The following is a 16,485-nucleotide window of genomic DNA, read 5'->3' as shown; positions in this document are numbered from 1 at the left end:
GGTGGCTCGGCGCTCCTGTGGCGGATCAGAGGGAGGGGAGCCGGATCGTGCCGGTGGCGATGCGCTCGGTCGGCATCCGGTCGCGGTCGTAGGTGATCTCCGTGTAGCCGTGCGGGGTCGGCACCCCATCGTCGTCGAGGCTGACGAACACGATCCTCTCGATCGTGAGGATGCGCTTGCGCGTGATCATGTTCCTGGCCACCGCGCGCATGGTGAGCGACGTCGTGCCGAAGTGCGTGGCCTGCAGGCCGATCTCGATCAGATCGCCCTGCACGGCCGAGGCCTCGAAGTTGATCTCCGAGATGTGCTTGGTGACGGCACGGTAGTTGCCGAGCTGGACGATCGCATAGATCGCCGCTTCTTCATCGATCCACTTCAGCAGGCTGCCGCCGAACAATGAGCCGTTCGCGTTGAGGTCCTCCGGACGCACCCACTTGCGCGTGCGGAAATTGAGTCCGTCCTCCGACCACTGCCACGCCGGTGCCTTCTGCTTCGCCATGGGCACGAGGCTAGGCGGGTCGTGAGTCCGCGATGTTACGGCCCCTTTTCGCGCAGGGCACAGGGGCCTGGCACCCCCGTTTGTGCACTAGCCACAAGAAACTGAGTTTCATCGGTGCTGAGACTTGGTTTCGAGCGGCAAATCCGGGGGTCGCGAGTCGGGGTGCCCATACAGTCGCCGGTGGCAACGACGCCACTGACCCCGGGAGTCCTCAATGACGAGTACCACGCCCCACTCGCACGGAATCGGCATGCGCATCGCCGTGATCGTGCTCAGCCTGCTGCTGGCCGCGATGGTGATCCTGTTCTTCGCGACGACGAGCAAGATCGCCGCCGGTGCCTCCGAGCTCGCCGACGGAACGACGTCCGCGAAAGACGGATCGGCCGACCTCGCTGCCGGTGCCGCAGACCTCTCGGCCGGTGCGTCGCAGCTCGCCACGGGGACAGGTGTCCTCTCCGCGGGCGCGGCCAGCGCGCAGGAGGGCTCCCAGAAGTTGAGCGACGGGGCCACGACGGCGGCGAGCGGTGCCATGAGCCTGGCCGACGGCGCGAGCAGCCTCGCCGCCGGCGCATCGACCGCGGCAGCCGGTGCCGGCAAGGTCAGCGGGGGAGCCCAGAGCGCGCTCGCCGGGGCTCAGGAGCTCTCGACGAAGATGGCGCAGGCGGATGCCGGGGCGCAGACGCTGGCAGCGGGAGTGTCGACCCTGGCCGCCGGAGTCAACGGAGCGCACGCGTACGCCGGGCAGGTACTGGCGGGTGCGAGCGCGCTCAGCGGCACGCTCGGCACGAAGGTCGACGCGAACGTGATCGCTCTCGCGCAGCCCGAAGCGAAGAGCCTCCTGCAGGGAGTGGCCGCTACGGCGCCAGGGCATTCGCAGCAGCTCGCCGATGCTCTCGCCGGGATGCTCGCCGCCGACCCGAAGAACCCGCAGCTCCAGGCGCTCGCCGGCCTGGCTGCCGGCGTCGATCAGGAGGTCGACGCGATGGCTCCCGTGGCGGCCAAGGGGTCCGACCTCGCCCAGGGGCTCGTCGCCGCCGCCGGCGGGTCGGCGAAGGTCACGGCCGGGGTCAACGGCCTCATCAACGGCGACGTCGCGAACAAGTGGCCGGGCACCGTGGCGCTGGTCGCTCCCCAGGGGGCGCCGGCCCTCGTCGCGGGCGCGCAGTCCCTGCACTCCGGCACGTCGCAGCTCTCGGCCGGCGCCGCCACGCTGGCCGCCGGGCTGCAGACGCTCTCCACCGGGGCCTCCTCCCTCTCCTCCGGCACGGCGAACCTCAGCGCGGGCGCAACCCGCCTGAACGACGGCGCCAGCACGCTCGCCACCGGCGTCGGTGCGCTGCAGGCCGGGGCCGGCGACCTCAACATCGGCATCGAGAAGCTCTCCGCCGGCGCGGCGACGGTCGCGGACGGCTCCGGCGATCTCGCGGACGGCGGCGACAAGCTCGAGGCCGGGGCCGCCGACCTCGCCGCGGGGAACGGGTTGATCGCCGACGGCTCCGACACCCTCGCCACCGCCACCGCGGGGGCCGCGCCCTCGATGCTGCCGTGGATCCTCGGCATCGCCCTGGCCGGGCTGATCGCGATCGGCTTCTGGGTCGGTCACCGCATCTCCCATCGGCGCTCACTGGCCCTCGCCGCCTGATCCGCGTCCGCTCACCCCACCCGCCTCCATCCCCACCCGAGGGCCTGGGCGGATGCCTCCCCACCGGCATCCGCCCAGGAACTCGCATCTGCCCGCATCCGCTCGCATCTGCCCGCATCCGCTGACGGCAGAGCCGCCCAGGGCAGAATCCGCTCCGCACGCCTGCGGGGCGACAGAGGCTGGGGGCATGAGCGAAGACAACCCCATCCCGCAGTTCGGTCCCGAAGCCCGCCGCGCACTGTTCCACGAGCGGGTGCTCGTGCTCGACGGCGCTCTCGACGACGACAACGGCACGCTGCTGATGACCCAGCTGCTCGCGCTGTCGGCCGAGGACCCCGTCGCCGACATCGCGCTGTGGATCCACTCGCCCGGCGGCTCCGTGCCGTCGATGCTGGCCATCCGAGACATCATGCGGCTGATCCCCAACGACGTCGCCACCCTCGCCCTCGGACTCGCCTGCAGCGCCGGACAGTTCCTGCTCTCCGCCGGCACCCCCGGCAAGAGACGGGCGCTGCCGCACGCACGCATCCTGATGCATCAGGGTTCCGCGGGCATCGGCGGATCCGCGGGCGAGCTCGAGACGCAGGCCGACGACCTGCGGCATATGCGCGACACCGTGCTCGGCCTCATCTCCGACGACACGGGCCAGCCCATCGCGCGCATCTTCGAGGATTCCCTTCACGACCGCTGGTACACCGCGGTGCAGGCGCAGGACTACGGCTTCATCGACGGCATCGTGGCCTCGATCGCCGAGGTGATGCCGCGACGTCGCGCGCGCGTCGGACTGGGGGCGGACGCATGAGCGGCTACACGATCCCGAACGTCATCGCGCAGCATCCCCGAGGCGAGCGCATCATGGACGTCTATTCGCACCTGCTCGCGGAGCGGGTCATCTACCTCGGCACGGGCATCGATGCGGGGGTCGCGAACGCCCTCATCGCGCAGCTGCTGCATCTCGACGCGGACAGCCCCGAATCCGGCATCCAGTTCTACATCAACAGCGAGGGCGGCGATCCGGGCGCAGCGCTCGCGATCTACGACACCATGCAGCACATCCGTCCCGGCGTCGCGACCACCTGCGTCGGGCAGGCCATCGGACCGGCAGCACTCCTCGTCGCTGCCGGAGATCCGGGTGCGCGGGCCGCCCTCGCCCATGCGCGCATCGTGCTGCACCAGCCGGCCGGACAGTCCCGGGGTGCGATCCCCGACCTGATCCTCGCGGCCGACGAGGTGGTGCGGGTGCGCTCCGACATGGAGGAGATCCTGGCCAGGCACAGCGGCCGGACGGTCGCGGAGCTCCGGGTCGACACCGATCGCGACCGGGTGTTCACCGCCGCCGCCGCCCTCGACTACGGGCTGGTCGACACGGTGCTGGGAGCGCGGAGCTGATCTGCAGTCCGGGCTCGCGGACGGATGCATGAGCGGCGGACGACTGCATGACCGGTGCGATGCCTGTGGTCATGCATCCGTCCGTCGATCATGCAGATGACGGCTCCGGGATCACGCGGCGAGGGCGAACGCGCCACGCGAAGGGGCCGTCGATCGCAGACTGTCGGCAACGTCGCTCGTCAGCTCGACGAGGCTCGTGTCGAGGGCTCCGGCGATCGCGGCGATCATCTCGCTCGACGGCTCCTTCAATCCACGCTCGACCTCGGAGAGGTACTGCGGCGAGACACCGGCCTTGTCGGCGGTCTCGGAGAGGGTCTCCTCGCGGTCGTGACGTCGGCGGCGCAGCTGGTCACCCAGCAGGTGTCTCCACAGGGGCTCGGGATCGCTCGGGCGGGGGCGTTCGGAGCGAGGGGTGCGCGGGAATGCGAGGATGTCGGCCATGCCTCACGATAATCCGCGGCATCCGGCGGCTTCGAGCGGTTCTGCTCAGAGCAGAACCGTGGTTCAGCAGTCTGCGCGCCCCGAGGTGTGATCGGGAGTGGGAGTGCGATCGGGAGCGGGCTCGGGCTCCGCGGCGACAGATGCGGCCGCATCCGTCGCCGCCCAGCTGGCGAGCATCCGCAGCTTGTCCGCCGACGCCGTGCCCGGCTCCGCGGTATAGGTCGACAGGTGGAGTCCCGGATCGGCCGGCAGCTCGAACGCCTCGTAGGTCAGCTCCATCTCTCCGACGATCGGATGCGCGATGCGCTTCACGCCCGTGCGGTGGAAGCGCACGTTGTGGGCGGCCCACAGGGTGCGGAACCGCTCGCTCCGCGTCGAGAGTTCGCCGACGAGATCGGTGAGCTTCCGATCGAACGGATTGCGGCCGGCCTCACCGCGCATCGCCGCGACGAGCTCCTGCGTGTTGCGGTCCCACTCCGGGTAGAACTCCTGCGCCGCCGGATCGAGGAACGCGAAGCGGGCGCTGTTGGGCTGCGGCTGCGCGAACACCGGCGCGTAGAGGGCACGGCCCAGGGCGTTCCCGGCCAGGTAGTCGAAGTAGTTGTTGCGCACGATCGCCGGCGCCTCGGTCATGGCATCGAGCAGGCGGAGGATGCTCGCACGCAGCTCCGTGGCCTTCTTCCGCGGCGTGCGTGCGACCGGCGAGGCGTTCGCGGTGCGGGCGAGGTCGAACAGGTGCGCGGTCTCGGCCTCGTCCAGCTGGAGCGCGCGGGCGAGGGCGTCGAGCACGCTGTCGGACGCGCCGGACAGGTCGCCGCGCTCGAGCCGCGTGTAGTAGTCCACGCTGACACCCGCGAGGAGCGAGACCTCCTCGCGGCGCAGGCCCGGTACGCGGCGGTTGCCCCCGAATGCGGGGAGGCCTGCCTGATCGGGGGTGATGCGTGCGCGCCTCGTGGAGAGGAACTCGCGCACCTCGCTGCGGGTGTCCATGCCTTCGACGGTACGCGCTCAGCGACCGTGGAGGGAGGTACTGGCGGTACCGGTGACCGATCCGCGACGCCTCACAGTGCCGCGGTCACCCCGGGCAGCAGCTTGCCGAGGATCGCCCCCAACTGTTCGCGCTCCTGTACGGTGAGCGGATCGAGCACGAGCTCCCGCACCTGCTCGACGTGCACGGGGGCGGCCGTGCGCAGCATCTCCCGTCCGGCCGGAGTCAGTGCGGCCGAGAGGGTGCGCTTGTCGGACCCGCACGAGGTGCGGGTGACCCAGCCGCGTTCCTCGAGAGAATCCAGAGCGTGGCTCAGGCGGGAACGGCTGAGGCCGGCGATGCGGGCGAGCTCGGTCATGGTGACGGCGCTCTCACCCTGACCTGCCAGGGTGACGAGGATCGCGTATCGGGCGTGGTTGAGCCCGACCTCTTCCTTCAGCGTGCGATCGAGCACCTGCGGCAGCAGCTGGACGAACCGGATGACGGGGAGCCAGGTCTCCATCTCGGTGTCGTCGAGGCGACGCGGATGCTGCTGCTCCGCCGTCATGCTGTCCTCCTGGGTGTCACTCGGGTATCCCGCGGGTGTCACGCTGCCGACAGGTCGAGCGTGTGCGCCGTGTGGTCGCGCTTCGCCTGCAGGTAGCGGGTGTTCGCTTCAGACAGGTGCACCTCGGTGCGCACGCGCTCGGTGACGCGGATGCCGAGCGCTTCGAGCTGCACGGCCTTGTCGGGGTTGTTGCTCAGCAGGCGGATGCCGTCGACGCCCAGCGCGTTCAGCATCTGGGCGGCCACCGTGTAGTCGCGCTCATCTTCGCCGTGGCCCAGGGCGACGTTCGCCTCGTACGTGTCGAGGCCCGCGTCCTGCAGCGCGTAGGCATCGAGCTTGGCGTACAGGCCGATGCCGCGGCCCTCCTGGCGGAGGTAGAGCAAAAACCCGCCCTCGTCGGCGATGCGCTCGACGGCTTCGCGCAGCTGGGGGCCGCAGTCGCAGCGCTCGGACCCGAACACGTCGCCGGTGAGGCATTCGCTGTGCGGACGGACGAGCGGCGCGTCCCCGCCGTCTATCGCGCGTTCGAGTGCGGCGCGCCAGTCGCCGAGCCCGAGCAGCAGGTGCTCGCGGCCGTCGACGAGGCCGTCGAAGGTGACCACGTCGGCGGTCGTGGAGAAGCCGTCGCCGAAGCGCAGCGGCACGCGGACGCGAGTGCGTTCCGTGGCGACCGGAGCGACGGTTGAAGTTTCAATCATGTCGGGTGCAACGCGGCGCTCGGCGGACTATTCCCGGATCCCAGGATTTCGGAGGGGTTCCGTCAGAACCTCCCATCCGCGAGGGATTCGGTGTGGACTGGAGTCCACGCGACAGAAGGAGCAACACGAATGCGCGGAGTAGTCATGCACGCCCCCGGAGACGTCAGGGTCGAAGAGCGCGAGAAGCCCACCATCTCCCGGCCGACCGATGCGGTGATCCGCATCGCCGCAACCTGCATCTGCGGCTCGGACCTGTGGCCCTACCGCGGTGCCAACGACGTCGACCACGCGCCGATGGGGCACGAGTACGTCGGCGTGGTCGAGGAGATCGGCGCCGAGGTGCAGACGCTGCGGGTCGGCGACTTCGTCGTCGGATCCTTCATGGCGTCGGACAACACGTGCGAGATCTGTCAGGCGGGGTACCAGTCCCGCTGCGTGCACGTGGTGCCGATGGGGCGCTACGGCACGCAGGCCGAGTACTCGCTCGTCCCGCACGCCGACGGCACGCTGGTCGTCACGCCCGGCCGGCCCGACGCCGATCTGATCCCCTCACTGCTCGCCGCGTCCGACGTCCTCGGCACGGGATGGTTCGCAGCCGTGGCCGCCGAGGTCGGACCGGGGAAGACCGTCGCCGTGGTCGGCGACGGCGCGGTCGGGCTCCTCGGGATCCTCGCCGCACGGGAGCTCGGTGCCGAGCGCATCATCGCGATGAGCCGGCACGCCGATCGGCAGGCGCTGGCGCGCGAGTTCGGCGCGACCGACATCGTCTCCGAACGCGGGGATGAGGGAGTGGCCCGCATCAAGGAACTCACGAACGGTCTCGGTGCGCATTCGGTGATCGAGGCCGTCGGCACCCAGGAGTCGATGATGCAGGCGATCCGCTCCACCCGCCCCGGAGGCCACGTCGGCTTCGTCGGCGTCTCTCACGACGTGGCGCTGCCCGGCGAGGAGCTGTTCTACTCCGGCGTGCACCTGCACGGCGGACCTGCGCCCGTGCGGCGCTTCCTCCCCGAGCTGATCCAGCTCATCTGGGACCGGAAGATCGACCCGGGCAAGGTGTTCGACCTCACCCTTCCGCTCGAAGAAGCCGCCGAGGGCTATCGGGCCATGGACGAGCGCCGCGCCACGAAGGTGCTGCTCACGGTGTGACCTCGCGGCGGGCGGAGATCTCCGTGTCGGGCGGAGATTCGACAGGAGATTCTCCGCCCATGGCGTGGTTCTCCTCCCGAGCCTGCGGCGATGTTTGTGGCTGTGCCCTGCGCCGCACGATCCTCAACTCGCTCGCGAGGATGCCGAGCACGACGAGCGCTCCGCCCACGAGCGCGGTCGCGGGCAGGCGTTCACCGGCGATGCGTCCGATGACTCCTGCCCACACCGGTTCCCCGGCGTAGATGATCGTCGCGCGGGTGGGGGAGACCGACTTCTGGGCCCAGTTCATCGTCAACTGGATCAGGCAGCTCGCCGCTCCCAGGCCGACCGCACAGCCGACCCAGATCCACGAGAACTCCGGCACGCCCTCGCCGACCACCGGCATCGTGAGCAGTCCCAGCACTCCCGCGGTGAGCAGCTGCACCACGGTGATGCGTCCGAGGTCGATCTTCCCGGCGAAGAGGCTGATCAGGATGATCTCGGCGGCGATCGGCAGCGTGCTGATCATGGTCGCGATCTCGCCCGCGCCGAGAGTCAGCGCGAAGGCATCGGGGCCGGCGATGAACAGCAGCCCGACGAAGGCCAGACCCGCCCCGACGAACGCCATGGCGGGCGGGCGCTTGCGGAACACGGCCCACTGCGCCAGCGGCACCAGCGGCACGTACATCGCGGTGATGAAGGCCGAGGTGCTGCTGTCGATGGTCTGCAGCCCCAGCGTCTGGAGGCCGTAGCCGAGGTAGATCATCACCCCGATCGCGACGCCCGCGCCGACATCGCGCCAGCGGATGCCGCGCAGCACGCGTCGGAAGATCACGACGCTGATCAGTCCCGCGATGAGGAACCGGATGCCGACGAAGAACCAGGGTCCGGAGTGCTCCATCGCCCAATGCACGAGCAGGAACGTGCCGCCCCAGACGGCGGTGATCGCGATGAGCGCGGCTTCCTGCGGTCGGAACCGCATCCAGCGGAGACGAGAGGGCATCGTTGGCCCTTTCTCGACGTTGCCGGATCGAGCCTAGTGCGCCGGACCCGTCGCCCGGATCGTGACGGAAGAAGACGATGGCGCACCGGACGCCGCCGCCGACTCGGTAGCCTCGCAGCATGAGCGACTTCGTGAGTGCCGTCGAACTGAACGACCTGCTGACCCGGGGTGCACCGGTGCGCGTGATCGACGTGCGGTGGCGCCTGGATCGTCCGGAGGCCGGGCACGACGACTACCTCACCGGGCACATCCCGGGCGCCGTGTTCGCCGCGCTCGACACCGAGCTCTCCACCCATGGCGAGCCGTCGGAGGGACGGCACCCGTTGCCGTCGACGGCCACCCTCCAGGACGCGGCGCGTCGGTGGGGCGTGCGTGCGGGCGACACGGTGGTCGCCTACGACGACTTCAAGGGGATCGCGGCCGCCCGTGCCTGGTGGCTGCTGCGTCAGGCCGGCGTCGATGTGCGGGTGCTCGCCGGCGGCATCCGCGGGTGGAAGGATGAGGGCTTCGCCGTCGCGACCGATGATGTGGCGCCGGATCGTGGCGATGTCGTCCTCACGGAGATCGGTGCGGATGCGCTGACGATCGACGAGGCCGCCGCGTTCCCGGCATCCGGTGTCCTGGTGGATGTGCGGGCCCCCGAACGCTACCGCGGCGAGACCGAGCCGCTCGATCCCGCGGCAGGACACATCCCCGGCGCACGCAACCTGCCCACCCTGCTGCATCTGGACGCCACAGGCCGCATCCTCGACCGGGAGACCGTGCTGGCGAACTTCGCCGAGATCGGCGTCACGCCGGGCACGGCCGTCGCGGCATACTGCGGTTCCGGCGTGACGGCCGCGCACACCGCCCTGGTCCTGCATGAGGTCGGCATCGAGGCGAAGGTCTTCCCCGGGTCGTGGAGCCAGTGGTCGAACACCCCCGGCCGACCGGTCGCGACCGGAGATCAGCCTGGCTGATCCTCCCGGGGGCCATAGCCCCAGTGCAGTCCGAGGGCGCCGGGGCCGAAAGCCCGGCGCACCAGATGCACCGACGTTCCCCGGGGCGGCGGCAGCGGCGTCATGATGACGCCGTCCGGTGTCTCGAGGTGCTCCTCGCACCAGTCAGGGATCGCGTCCGGATGGAAGCGTGTCCACACCAGCAGCTCTCTGGCCTTCTGCGCCAGGGCGTGGCCGGTGTCGCGCGTCGCGGGGTAGTCGGGCGGGTACTCCACCGACCACTCCACCATCGCCGTCTCCGGCGCGGTCAGCGGCACATCGAGCTCGAACAGCACCCCGTGCACCTCGCCGTCGGGGTGGGAGTAGCGCGCGGCGATCCGGCCCCCTGCCACCGCCTTCAGCAGAGGTGCGGGGGTGCGCACCCCGGGGGTGATCTCGAGGAAGGGGATCGCCGTGATCGTGCCGACCGTGGACTGCACGATGCTGCGCGTGATGCTGAATGCGACGTTGCCGTCCGCGCCGACATCGGTCACCGAATGCGTCGTGAGCTCGCGGGAGGTGTCGGGGTAGGAGGCGCCGAGCGCGCGGAAGGCGTCGATCACCGCCAACTCGAGCTCTTCCTCGTCGATCGGGAACTGGTTGGGTCCGAGCGGACCTGTGCGGTTCGTCGATCGGAGCAGTCTGCTCAGCGCCCCCGTGTCGAGTCCGAGGAGTTCCTCGATGTCGCTGAGCGCGGCGAGCGACTGCGCCCCCTCCGGCCGTCGCGCGCCGGATCGCCAGTAGCTCAGCGTGGCCATGGACACGCGGTTCCCGCGCGCCTTGAGCTGACGCTGCAGCCACGACAGCGTCACCGGCTTCGCGTTTATCGCGTCGCGCAGGGCGTTCGCGAAGTCATCGGGTTCGGCTCTGCGCGCGTCATCTTCGAAACTCATCACAGATCCCCTCCGGTATGTGAAGATCAGCGCCTTAGAGTGAGCATACGACCGCACGCGCGTACCTCAGGGGACCGGGTGGGCATGTGGGGTCACTTGGCCGTCTTCGCAGGCAGGGTGCCCGACCCTGCGATCACCGGCCTGACGCAGTGATGCCCCCCTTGCTGCGTATGTCGTGAAGCCCGGCAATCGATCTGGGGAGATCAGCCGGGCTTCACGAATCCTCCCTCCGCAGGGCCCCCGGCGTTGCGGCTCCGCCGCCCCGCGTAGACTGGGAGCAACACCCCGGAGGACTCTGGACCGTCATGTCTGCCCCTGCTCGCGCATTCACCATGCGCCACGTGCAATTGCTGCGCGCCCTGTTCGCCGCAGTCGCTGCACTGATGATCACGTTCTCGTCTGATCACTCCGCCGCCGTCGGCCTGTCCGTGTTCAGCGGCTTCGTCTTCATCACCGCTCTCGTCCAGGTGCTCGCCGCCTGGCTGGTGCTCCCCGCCGGCTCACGCTGGTCGTACGTCCTGCTCGCCGCGGTCGGCGTCGTCGCCGGCATGGTGAGCGGAATCCCGGTGTGGCGTTCCGACGACCTGTTCTTCATCATCGTCTCCTCCTGGGCCATCGTCAGCGGCGGCATCGAGCTGCTCGCCGGCATCCGCTCCCGGCGCACCGGCGGCATGCTGTCGCGCGATGCGATCACCGTCGGGGGCCTGGGTGTTCTGCTCGGCGTGGCCCTGCTGCTGATCCCGGCCGGGTTCCTGCAGGAGTACACGATCGACAAGGCCGGCACGTTCGTCCTCTCCGGGATCATCCTCGGCGTCGGCATGTTCGGCGGCTATGCGGCGATCGTCGCGGTCTTCCTCGGCATCGCCGGCCTCACGCCGAAGCAGGTCGATGCCGTCGCCACGGTGTCCGAATCGAACGACAGCGCCGCCCCCGCGGAGCATGGAGGAGAGCGATGAGCGACGAGAAGCCCACCCGCCGGGACATTCTGCGGCCCCTGCACCTGCTCCTCATCGCGCTCGGCTGCGGCGTCTTCGCCATGGTCGTCACCCTGGTCTCGACCGGAGCCTTCACCGCACGCGTGAACGCGTCGATCGCCGACGGCACCTACGACGGGCTGACCCCGATCGCGCTGGGGCTCGTCGTCGGCGGTGGGGCGTTCATCGTGACGCTGCTGATCCTGGCGATGCTCATCCTCGCCGTCGATCCCTCCGACGTCACCAAGACGATCGATCGTCCGGTGCTGTACGACCCGGAGCCCGACGGGGAGAGCCCTGACTCCGAGGCTTCCGGCCGCCCGGCGTCCTCCTGACGCGCTCCGCAGGAGCGGCAGATCTGCTCGTCGACGGGACCATCTAACATCCGATTAAAGAGCGCGTCAGGCGTTCTGAATCGCGCGGATCTCCGGTACTTTCGGCGTACCCTCTGGACAATCGTCTCTAGACATCCGATGTCTCGTGTCGGACACTGACTTCTGACGCGCCCCGCATCCACGACCGGTTGCGAGACCGCACGGCCCCAGATGATCAACGATGCTCCGGAGGTTTGCTGTGATGATGGACCCCATTTCCCGCCGACAGGCGCTGCAGGTGGGCGGCCTCGCCCTCCTCGCCCCGCTCGTCCCTCAATTCCTGGCCGCTCGGCCTGCGGCTGCGAACGCATTCTCGGTGGACGCCGCTCTGCGCGCCGTCCCCGCCGGTGCGATCCCGCGTCCGCAGCTCTCGCCGTACGCCCTCTGGTACGCGACCCCGGCGACGAGCTGGGAGACGCAGGCGCTCCCCATCGGCAACGCGCGCCTCGGCGCGAAGTTGTTCGGGAACCCGGACGCCGAAGTGATCCAGTTCAGCGAGCAGAGCCTGTGGGGCGGCGTCAACGACTATGACAACGCGCTCGCCGGCCAGCCCGACGGAGCGTACGACACCAGCGTCACCGGTTTCGGTTCGTTCCGCGACTTCGGCGAGGTGACCGTCGCGTTCGGCGCACGCACCGTCGTGAGCTCGCCGGGAGGCCCGTACGAGGTATCGGGTGGCGAGAGCGTCGAGAAGACCTTCGACGGGAATCCGGCCACGAAGTGGTGTCTGATCGCGCCGCCCGCCGAGGTGATCTGGCAGGCCGATCTCGCGGAGCCGGTCGCCGTCTCCTCCTACACGCTCACGAGCGCGAACGACGTCCCCGCCCGCGATCCGCAGGACTGGCGGTTCGAAGGGTCTGCCGATGGAGCGGCCTGGGTCGCGCTCGACACGCGGGCTGAAGCGCCGTTCCCGCAGCGGCTCCAGACCAGGAGCTTCTCGTTCGCGAACACGACGGCGTACGCGCACTACCGCTTCGTCTTCACGCCGAAGGCGGGGGTCAGTCACTTCCAGGTCGCCGAGGTCGCGCTCGGTGGGGTCGACCTCGCACAGGGGAGCGCCGTCTACGTGTCGTCGCCCAGCGGCCACGCCGACTCCCTCGTCGGCACCGTGGACGCCGACCCCGCGACCGTCTGGGCGGTTCCGTCGACCGGGTCAGGGGCGGTCTGGCAGGTCGAGCTCAGCGCCAAGCTCGCCCTGAACGGCTACGTGCTCACGAGTGCTCCCGACGCGCCGGAACAGGATCCGCGGGACTGGACGGTCTCCGGCTCGGACGACGGGCTCGGCTGGAAGACGCTCGACACGCGCACCGGGGAGACGTTCCCGGAGCGCGGCCCCGGGCGGGTCTTCTCGTTCGCGAACACCACCGCCTACACGATGTACCGCATCTCGTTCTCCGCACCCGGCGCGCTCCGTCTCGGCGGCATCGCCTTCACCGGCGGTGGCTTCAGCACCGCCGGAGCCCGCGCCGTCGTCGATTACCGACGTGCGCTCGACATCGCGGACGGCACCCACAGCACCCACTTCGCCACCGCACAGGGCACGGTGCTGCGTGAGGCGTTCGCCAGTCGGGATGCCGACGTGATCGCGGTGCGGTTCACCGCCGACCGCCCCGGTGCGCTCACCGCTCTCATCACCCTGGTCTCGAAGCAGGACGGCGTCGCGACGACAGTCGACGCGGGCGGCCGCCGAATGGGCTTCGCCGGAACCATGGCCAACAACCTCACGCACGCGGCCGCGGTGCGCATCGCGGAGACCGACGGAGAGGTGGTCGCCGCCGAGGGCGGACTGCGCGTCTCCGGCGCCGCGAGCATCACCCTGCTGCTCGACGCCCGCACCGACTACCGCCTGAGCGCCGCACACGGATGGCGCGGTGCGGCGCCGCAGCCGGCGATAGAGAAGGCCCTGAACACGGCGGCCTCCCGTTCGTGGAAGAGCCTCCGCTCGGCGCACACCGCGCAGGTCTCCGAGCTCATGCAGCGCGCGAAGGTCGAATGGGGGGTCACCGAGGGCGCCGTGATGGCGATGCCCACCGACCGTCGACTGCTCCGTTACGGCACGGGCGAGGCCGACCCGACGCTGGAGCAGACGCTCTACGCCTACGGGCGCTATCTGCTGCTCAGCTCGTCGAAGCCCGGCGGGCTGCCCGCCAACCTCCAGGGACTGTGGAACAACAGCAATCAGCCGGCGTGGGCCAGCGACTACCACACGAACATCAACATCCAGATGAACTACTGGGGGGCCGAGACCGCCGACCTCCCGGAGTCGCACGAGGCCCTCGCGACCTTCATCCGTGAGGTGGCCGTGCCCAGCAGAATCGCCACGCGGAACGCGTTCGGCGCCGACGTGCGCGGGTGGACCGCCCGCACCTCGCAGAGCATCTTCGGCGGCAACGCGTGGGAGTGGAACACGATCGCCAGCGCCTGGTATGCGCAGCACCTCTACGAGCACTGGGCGTTCACGCAGGACAAGAAGTACCTGCGCGATCTGGCCTACCCGCTGATCAAGGAGATCTGCCAGTTCTGGGAGGACCAGCTCAAAGAGCTCCCCGACGGCACCCTGGTCGCGCCGATGGGCTGGTCTCCCGAGCACGGCCCGCGCGAAGACGGGGTGATGCACGATCAGCAGATCATCTGGGACCTCTTCCAGAACTACCTCGAATGCGCGAAGGCCCTCGGCGTCGACAAGAAGTACCAGGGGACGATCGCCGACATGCAGCAGCGCCTGGCCCCGAACAAGATCGGCCGCTGGGGGCAGCTCCAGGAGTGGCAGACCGACCGCGACGACCCGAACGACATCCATCGGCACACCTCGCACCTGTTCGCCGTGTACCCGGGACGCCAGATCACCCCGGATACTCCGGAGCTCTCGGCGGCGGCACTGGTCTCACTCAAGGCGCGTTGCGGAGAGAAGGAGGGCGTGCCGTTCACCGCTGCCACAGTCTCGGGCGACAGTCGCCGTTCCTGGACCTGGCCGTGGCGCGCGGGACTCTTCGCGCGCCTGGGCGACGCCGAGCGGGCAGGCATCATGGTCCGCGGCCTGCTCACGTACAACATCCTGCAGAACCTGTGGGCGAACCACCCGCCGTTCCAGCTCGACGGCAACTACGGCATCGTCGGCGCGATCGCGGAGATGCTCGTGCAGAGTCATGGCGACGTCATCCGGCTGCTGCCCGCCGTCCCCGCGGACTGGGCGGTGAGCGGATCGTTCGCCGGGCTCCGCGCACGGGGCGGATACCGGGTGGACTGCACGTGGCGGGACGGGAAGGTCGTCGCCTACGACGTCGTCGCCGATCGGGCACCGAACATGAGCAACGTGATCGTGGTCGTGAACGGAGAACGTCGCAAGGTGAAGCCGGGCAACCCGAAGAACGGCAAGCCCATGCGCGACCTCGGCCCGGCGCACTGACCCCGGCGGCACCGACGTCGGAGGGCGACGTCGGTGCCGCCATCCCGCATGAATCCGGAATACCGCTGCGGTGGATCGGCTTGTTCCTGTAGTGACTGCCTCCGTCGACCGCGCCTCCATCGGACTCCGGTCGGAGCGGGGCCCCATTCTCGGTGCGCTCATGCTGGCCACCGGCCTGATCGCGATCGACGCCACGATCCTCGCGACCGCCGTGCCCAGCATCGTCCGCGACCTCGGCAGTTACCAGCAGTTCCCGTGGCTGTTCTCGGTGTACCTCCTGGCACAGGCCGTGAGCGTCCCCATCTACTCCCGCTTCGCGGACACCGTCGGACGCAAGCCGATCATCCTGCTCGGCATCGCCCTGTTCCTGCTCGGCTCCATCCTCTGCGGATTCGCGTGGAGCATGCCCGCGCTGATCGTGTTCCGCATCATCCAGGGCATCGGCGCCGGTGCCGTGGCACCGATGTCGATGACCATCGTCGGCGACATCTACACCGTCGCCGAACGTGCCAAGGTGCAGGGATACGTCGCGAGCGTCTGGGCGATCTCGTCGGTCGTCGGCCCGGCGCTCGGGGGGATCTTCGCGCAGTTCGACGCCTGGCGGTGGATCTTCTGGATCAACATCCCGCTCTGTCTGATCGCCGGATGGATGCTGCTGCGCAACTACAAGGAGCAGAAACAGACCCAGAAGCACAGCATCGATTACGGGGGAGCGGTGCTGCTCACGATCGGGCTGACCGCGCTCATCCTCGGCATGCTCGAGGGCGGGAACGCCTGGGCGTGGCTGTCGGTGCAGAGCGCCCTCTGCTTCGGTCTGGGAGTGATCGCGCTGATCGCCTTCGGGTTCGTCGAGCGCCGCGTCGCAGAGCCGATCGTCGACCTGCGCCTCGCGGGTCGACGGCTCATCCTCACCACCACGATCGTGTCGCTCGGTGTCGGCGCACTGATGCTCGGTGTCACCAGCTTCGCTCCGGCCTACCTCGAAGGGTCCACCGGCATCGCCCCGTTGCTCTCCGGTCTCGCGGTCGCCGCTCTGACCCTCGGCTGGCCGCTCGCCGCCGCGAACGCGGGACGCCTGTACCTGCGCATCGGCTTCCGCCGCACCACGTTGATCGGCATGAGCATCACGACGGTCGCCGCCATCGCCCTGGCCTCCGTCGCCTCGTGGCCGAATCCGTTCGTGATCGCCGGCATCGCGTTCCTCTTCGGCTTCGGGCTCGGATGGAGTGCGGCGCCGACGCTGATCGCCGCGCAGGCCTCGGTCGGCTGGGGCGAGCGCGGGGCGGTGACGGGTATGAACGCGTTCGCGCGTTCGGCCGGGAGCGCCGTCGGCGTGGCCGTGTTCGGGGCGATCTCCAATGCCGTGATCGCGCAGGGCGTCGGTCCCGACGATCCCGGCACGATCATCCATGCGTCGGTGTGGGTGTTCGTCGCGGTCGCCGTGACCGCGGTGCTCACCCTGCTCGCCGCCGTCTTCATGCCGAAGGACAGTGTCGAGGAGCACTCCGGAGAGTCGGCCCCCTAGC

16 protein-coding genes are annotated in these 16,485 nt (G+C 69.7%); 9 read left to right on the top strand and 7 right to left on the bottom strand.

Annotated elements, in window-relative coordinates; genetic code table 11:
* Positions 1 to 25: 25 nt before the first annotated feature.
* Positions 26 to 499 carry an acyl-CoA thioesterase gene (locus DW307_RS10630; protein ID WP_051667797.1) on the bottom strand — a complete coding sequence of 158 codons (474 nt, stop codon included), beginning with the start codon at positions 497 to 499 and terminating at the stop codon, positions 26 to 28.
* A gap of 214 nt (positions 500 to 713) precedes the next feature.
* Here DW307_RS10630 and DW307_RS10625 point away from each other — a divergent pair, with 214 nt between their 5' ends.
* The 3 genes from DW307_RS10625 to DW307_RS10615 all read left to right on the top strand — a co-directional run bounded on the left by DW307_RS10625 (position 714) and on the right by DW307_RS10615 (position 3,530).
* A complete protein-coding gene (locus DW307_RS10625; RefSeq protein ID WP_136024688.1) occupies positions 714 to 2,141 on the top strand; it encodes a hypothetical protein in 1,428 nt (475 codons plus the stop codon).
* 187 nt (positions 2,142 to 2,328) lie between these two features.
* Positions 2,329 to 2,943: a ClpP family protease gene (locus DW307_RS10620; protein WP_021201577.1), complete on the top strand. Its 615-nt coding sequence runs from the start codon at positions 2,329 to 2,331 to the stop codon at positions 2,941 to 2,943.
* On the top strand, positions 2,940 to 3,530 hold the full coding sequence (locus tag DW307_RS10615; protein ID WP_029260660.1) for a ClpP family protease: 591 nt from the start codon (positions 2,940 to 2,942) through the stop codon (positions 3,528 to 3,530). The genes DW307_RS10620 and DW307_RS10615 overlap by 4 nt, the downstream gene beginning before the upstream one ends.
* 111 nt (positions 3,531 to 3,641) lie before the next feature.
* On the opposite strand, the gene DW307_RS10610 is transcribed toward DW307_RS10615, so the two are convergent.
* The 4 genes from DW307_RS10610 to DW307_RS10595 all read right to left on the bottom strand — a co-directional run bounded on the left by DW307_RS10610 (position 3,642) and on the right by DW307_RS10595 (position 6,204).
* Entirely contained in the window at positions 3,642 to 3,971 is a 330-nt protein-coding gene (locus DW307_RS10610; protein ID WP_021201579.1) for a helix-turn-helix domain-containing protein, read from the bottom strand.
* A 63-nt stretch (positions 3,972 to 4,034) separates the two neighbouring features.
* Entirely contained in the window at positions 4,035 to 4,961 is a 927-nt protein-coding gene (locus tag DW307_RS10605) for a helix-turn-helix transcriptional regulator (RefSeq protein WP_136024687.1), read from the bottom strand.
* Between the two features lie 71 nt (positions 4,962 to 5,032).
* The gene (locus DW307_RS10600) at positions 5,033 to 5,506 is read right to left on the bottom strand and encodes a MarR family winged helix-turn-helix transcriptional regulator (protein ID WP_136024686.1); all 474 of its coding nucleotides are present in this window, start codon (positions 5,504 to 5,506) and stop codon (positions 5,033 to 5,035) included.
* 38 nt (positions 5,507 to 5,544) lie between these two features.
* The gene (locus DW307_RS10595; RefSeq protein ID WP_031208311.1) at positions 5,545 to 6,204 is read right to left on the bottom strand and encodes a GTP cyclohydrolase II; all 660 of its coding nucleotides are present in this window, start codon (positions 6,202 to 6,204) and stop codon (positions 5,545 to 5,547) included.
* Positions 6,205 to 6,333: 129 nt separating this feature from the next.
* On the opposite strand from DW307_RS10595, the gene DW307_RS10590 reads away from it, so the two are divergent.
* Entirely contained in the window at positions 6,334 to 7,353 is a 1,020-nt protein-coding gene (locus DW307_RS10590; RefSeq protein ID WP_136024685.1) for a zinc-dependent alcohol dehydrogenase family protein, read from the top strand.
* Here DW307_RS10590 and DW307_RS10585 read toward each other — a convergent pair.
* Complete coding sequence (locus DW307_RS10585; RefSeq protein ID WP_240750607.1) at positions 7,343 to 8,335, bottom strand: DMT family transporter; 993 nt, start codon at positions 8,333 to 8,335, stop codon at positions 7,343 to 7,345. The two genes, DW307_RS10590 and DW307_RS10585, sit on opposite strands and share 11 nt — an antisense overlap.
* Positions 8,336 to 8,454: 119 nt before the next feature.
* Here DW307_RS10585 and DW307_RS10580 point away from each other — a divergent pair, with 119 nt between their 5' ends.
* Entirely contained in the window at positions 8,455 to 9,294 is an 840-nt protein-coding gene (locus tag DW307_RS10580) for a sulfurtransferase (protein ID WP_021201585.1), read from the top strand.
* Here the strand turns inward: DW307_RS10580 and DW307_RS10575 are convergent.
* Positions 9,282 to 10,205: a hypothetical protein gene (locus tag DW307_RS10575; protein ID WP_029260654.1), complete on the bottom strand. Its 924-nt coding sequence runs from the start codon at positions 10,203 to 10,205 to the stop codon at positions 9,282 to 9,284. The genes DW307_RS10580 and DW307_RS10575 overlap by 13 nt on opposite strands.
* 305 nt (positions 10,206 to 10,510) lie before the next feature.
* On the opposite strand from DW307_RS10575, the gene DW307_RS10570 reads away from it, so the two are divergent.
* The 4 genes from DW307_RS10570 (at position 10,511) to DW307_RS10555 (ending at position 16,484) form a co-directional block, all read left to right on the top strand.
* Complete coding sequence (locus DW307_RS10570) at positions 10,511 to 11,161, top strand: hypothetical protein (protein ID WP_021201587.1); 651 nt, start codon at positions 10,511 to 10,513, stop codon at positions 11,159 to 11,161.
* Complete coding sequence (locus tag DW307_RS10565) at positions 11,158 to 11,514, top strand: hypothetical protein (protein ID WP_021201588.1); 357 nt, start codon at positions 11,158 to 11,160, stop codon at positions 11,512 to 11,514. Before DW307_RS10570 ends, DW307_RS10565 begins: the two co-directional genes overlap by 4 nt.
* A 241-nt stretch (positions 11,515 to 11,755) precedes the next feature.
* On the top strand, positions 11,756 to 14,959 hold the full coding sequence (locus DW307_RS10560) for a glycosyl hydrolase family 95 catalytic domain-containing protein (RefSeq protein ID WP_205810455.1): 3,204 nt from the start codon (positions 11,756 to 11,758) through the stop codon (positions 14,957 to 14,959).
* A 91-nt stretch (positions 14,960 to 15,050) separates the two neighbouring features.
* Positions 15,051 to 16,484 carry an MFS transporter gene (locus DW307_RS10555; RefSeq protein ID WP_029264843.1) on the top strand — a complete coding sequence of 478 codons (1,434 nt, stop codon included), beginning with the start codon at positions 15,051 to 15,053 and terminating at the stop codon, positions 16,482 to 16,484.
* Position 16,485 lies beyond the last annotated feature (1 nt).

It is taken from the genome of Microbacterium sp. K27 (assembly GCF_004794435.1).
GTDB lineage: Bacteria > Actinomycetota > Actinomycetes > Actinomycetales > Microbacteriaceae > Microbacterium > Microbacterium maritypicum_A.
The sequence above is the reverse complement of the archived record's forward strand: the minus strand, read 5'-3'. Positions and strand labels throughout refer to the sequence as shown.

What these genes read in the sequence shown, in the direction of transcription:
- DW307_RS10560 (WP_205810455.1), top strand. Translation starts at nt 11,756, where the DNA reads ATGATGGACCCCATTTCCCGCCGACAGGCGCTGCAGGTGGGCGGCCTC.
- DW307_RS10590 (WP_136024685.1), top strand. Translation starts at nt 6,334, where the DNA reads ATGCGCGGAGTAGTCATGCACGCCCCCGGAGACGTCAGGGTCGAAGAG.
- DW307_RS10570 (WP_021201587.1), top strand. Translation starts at nt 10,511, where the DNA reads ATGTCTGCCCCTGCTCGCGCATTCACCATGCGCCACGTGCAATTGCTG.
- DW307_RS10565 (WP_021201588.1), top strand. Translation starts at nt 11,158, where the DNA reads ATGAGCGACGAGAAGCCCACCCGCCGGGACATTCTGCGGCCCCTGCAC.
- DW307_RS10630 (WP_051667797.1), bottom strand. Translation starts at nt 499, where the DNA reads ATGGCGAAGCAGAAGGCACCGGCGTGGCAGTGGTCGGAGGACGGACTC.
- DW307_RS10580 (WP_021201585.1), top strand. Translation starts at nt 8,455, where the DNA reads ATGAGCGACTTCGTGAGTGCCGTCGAACTGAACGACCTGCTGACCCGG.
- DW307_RS10615 (WP_029260660.1), top strand. Translation starts at nt 2,940, where the DNA reads ATGAGCGGCTACACGATCCCGAACGTCATCGCGCAGCATCCCCGAGGC.
- DW307_RS10585 (WP_240750607.1), bottom strand. Translation starts at nt 8,335, where the DNA reads ATGCCCTCTCGTCTCCGCTGGATGCGGTTCCGACCGCAGGAAGCCGCG.
- DW307_RS10575 (WP_029260654.1), bottom strand. Translation starts at nt 10,205, where the DNA reads ATGAGTTTCGAAGATGACGCGCGCAGAGCCGAACCCGATGACTTCGCG.
- DW307_RS10610 (WP_021201579.1), bottom strand. Translation starts at nt 3,971, where the DNA reads ATGGCCGACATCCTCGCATTCCCGCGCACCCCTCGCTCCGAACGCCCC.
- DW307_RS10595 (WP_031208311.1), bottom strand. Translation starts at nt 6,204, where the DNA reads ATGATTGAAACTTCAACCGTCGCTCCGGTCGCCACGGAACGCACTCGC.
- DW307_RS10605 (WP_136024687.1), bottom strand. Translation starts at nt 4,961, where the DNA reads ATGGACACCCGCAGCGAGGTGCGCGAGTTCCTCTCCACGAGGCGCGCA.
- DW307_RS10620 (WP_021201577.1), top strand. Translation starts at nt 2,329, where the DNA reads ATGAGCGAAGACAACCCCATCCCGCAGTTCGGTCCCGAAGCCCGCCGC.
- DW307_RS10600 (WP_136024686.1), bottom strand. Translation starts at nt 5,506, where the DNA reads ATGACGGCGGAGCAGCAGCATCCGCGTCGCCTCGACGACACCGAGATG.
- DW307_RS10625 (WP_136024688.1), top strand. Translation starts at nt 714, where the DNA reads ATGACGAGTACCACGCCCCACTCGCACGGAATCGGCATGCGCATCGCC.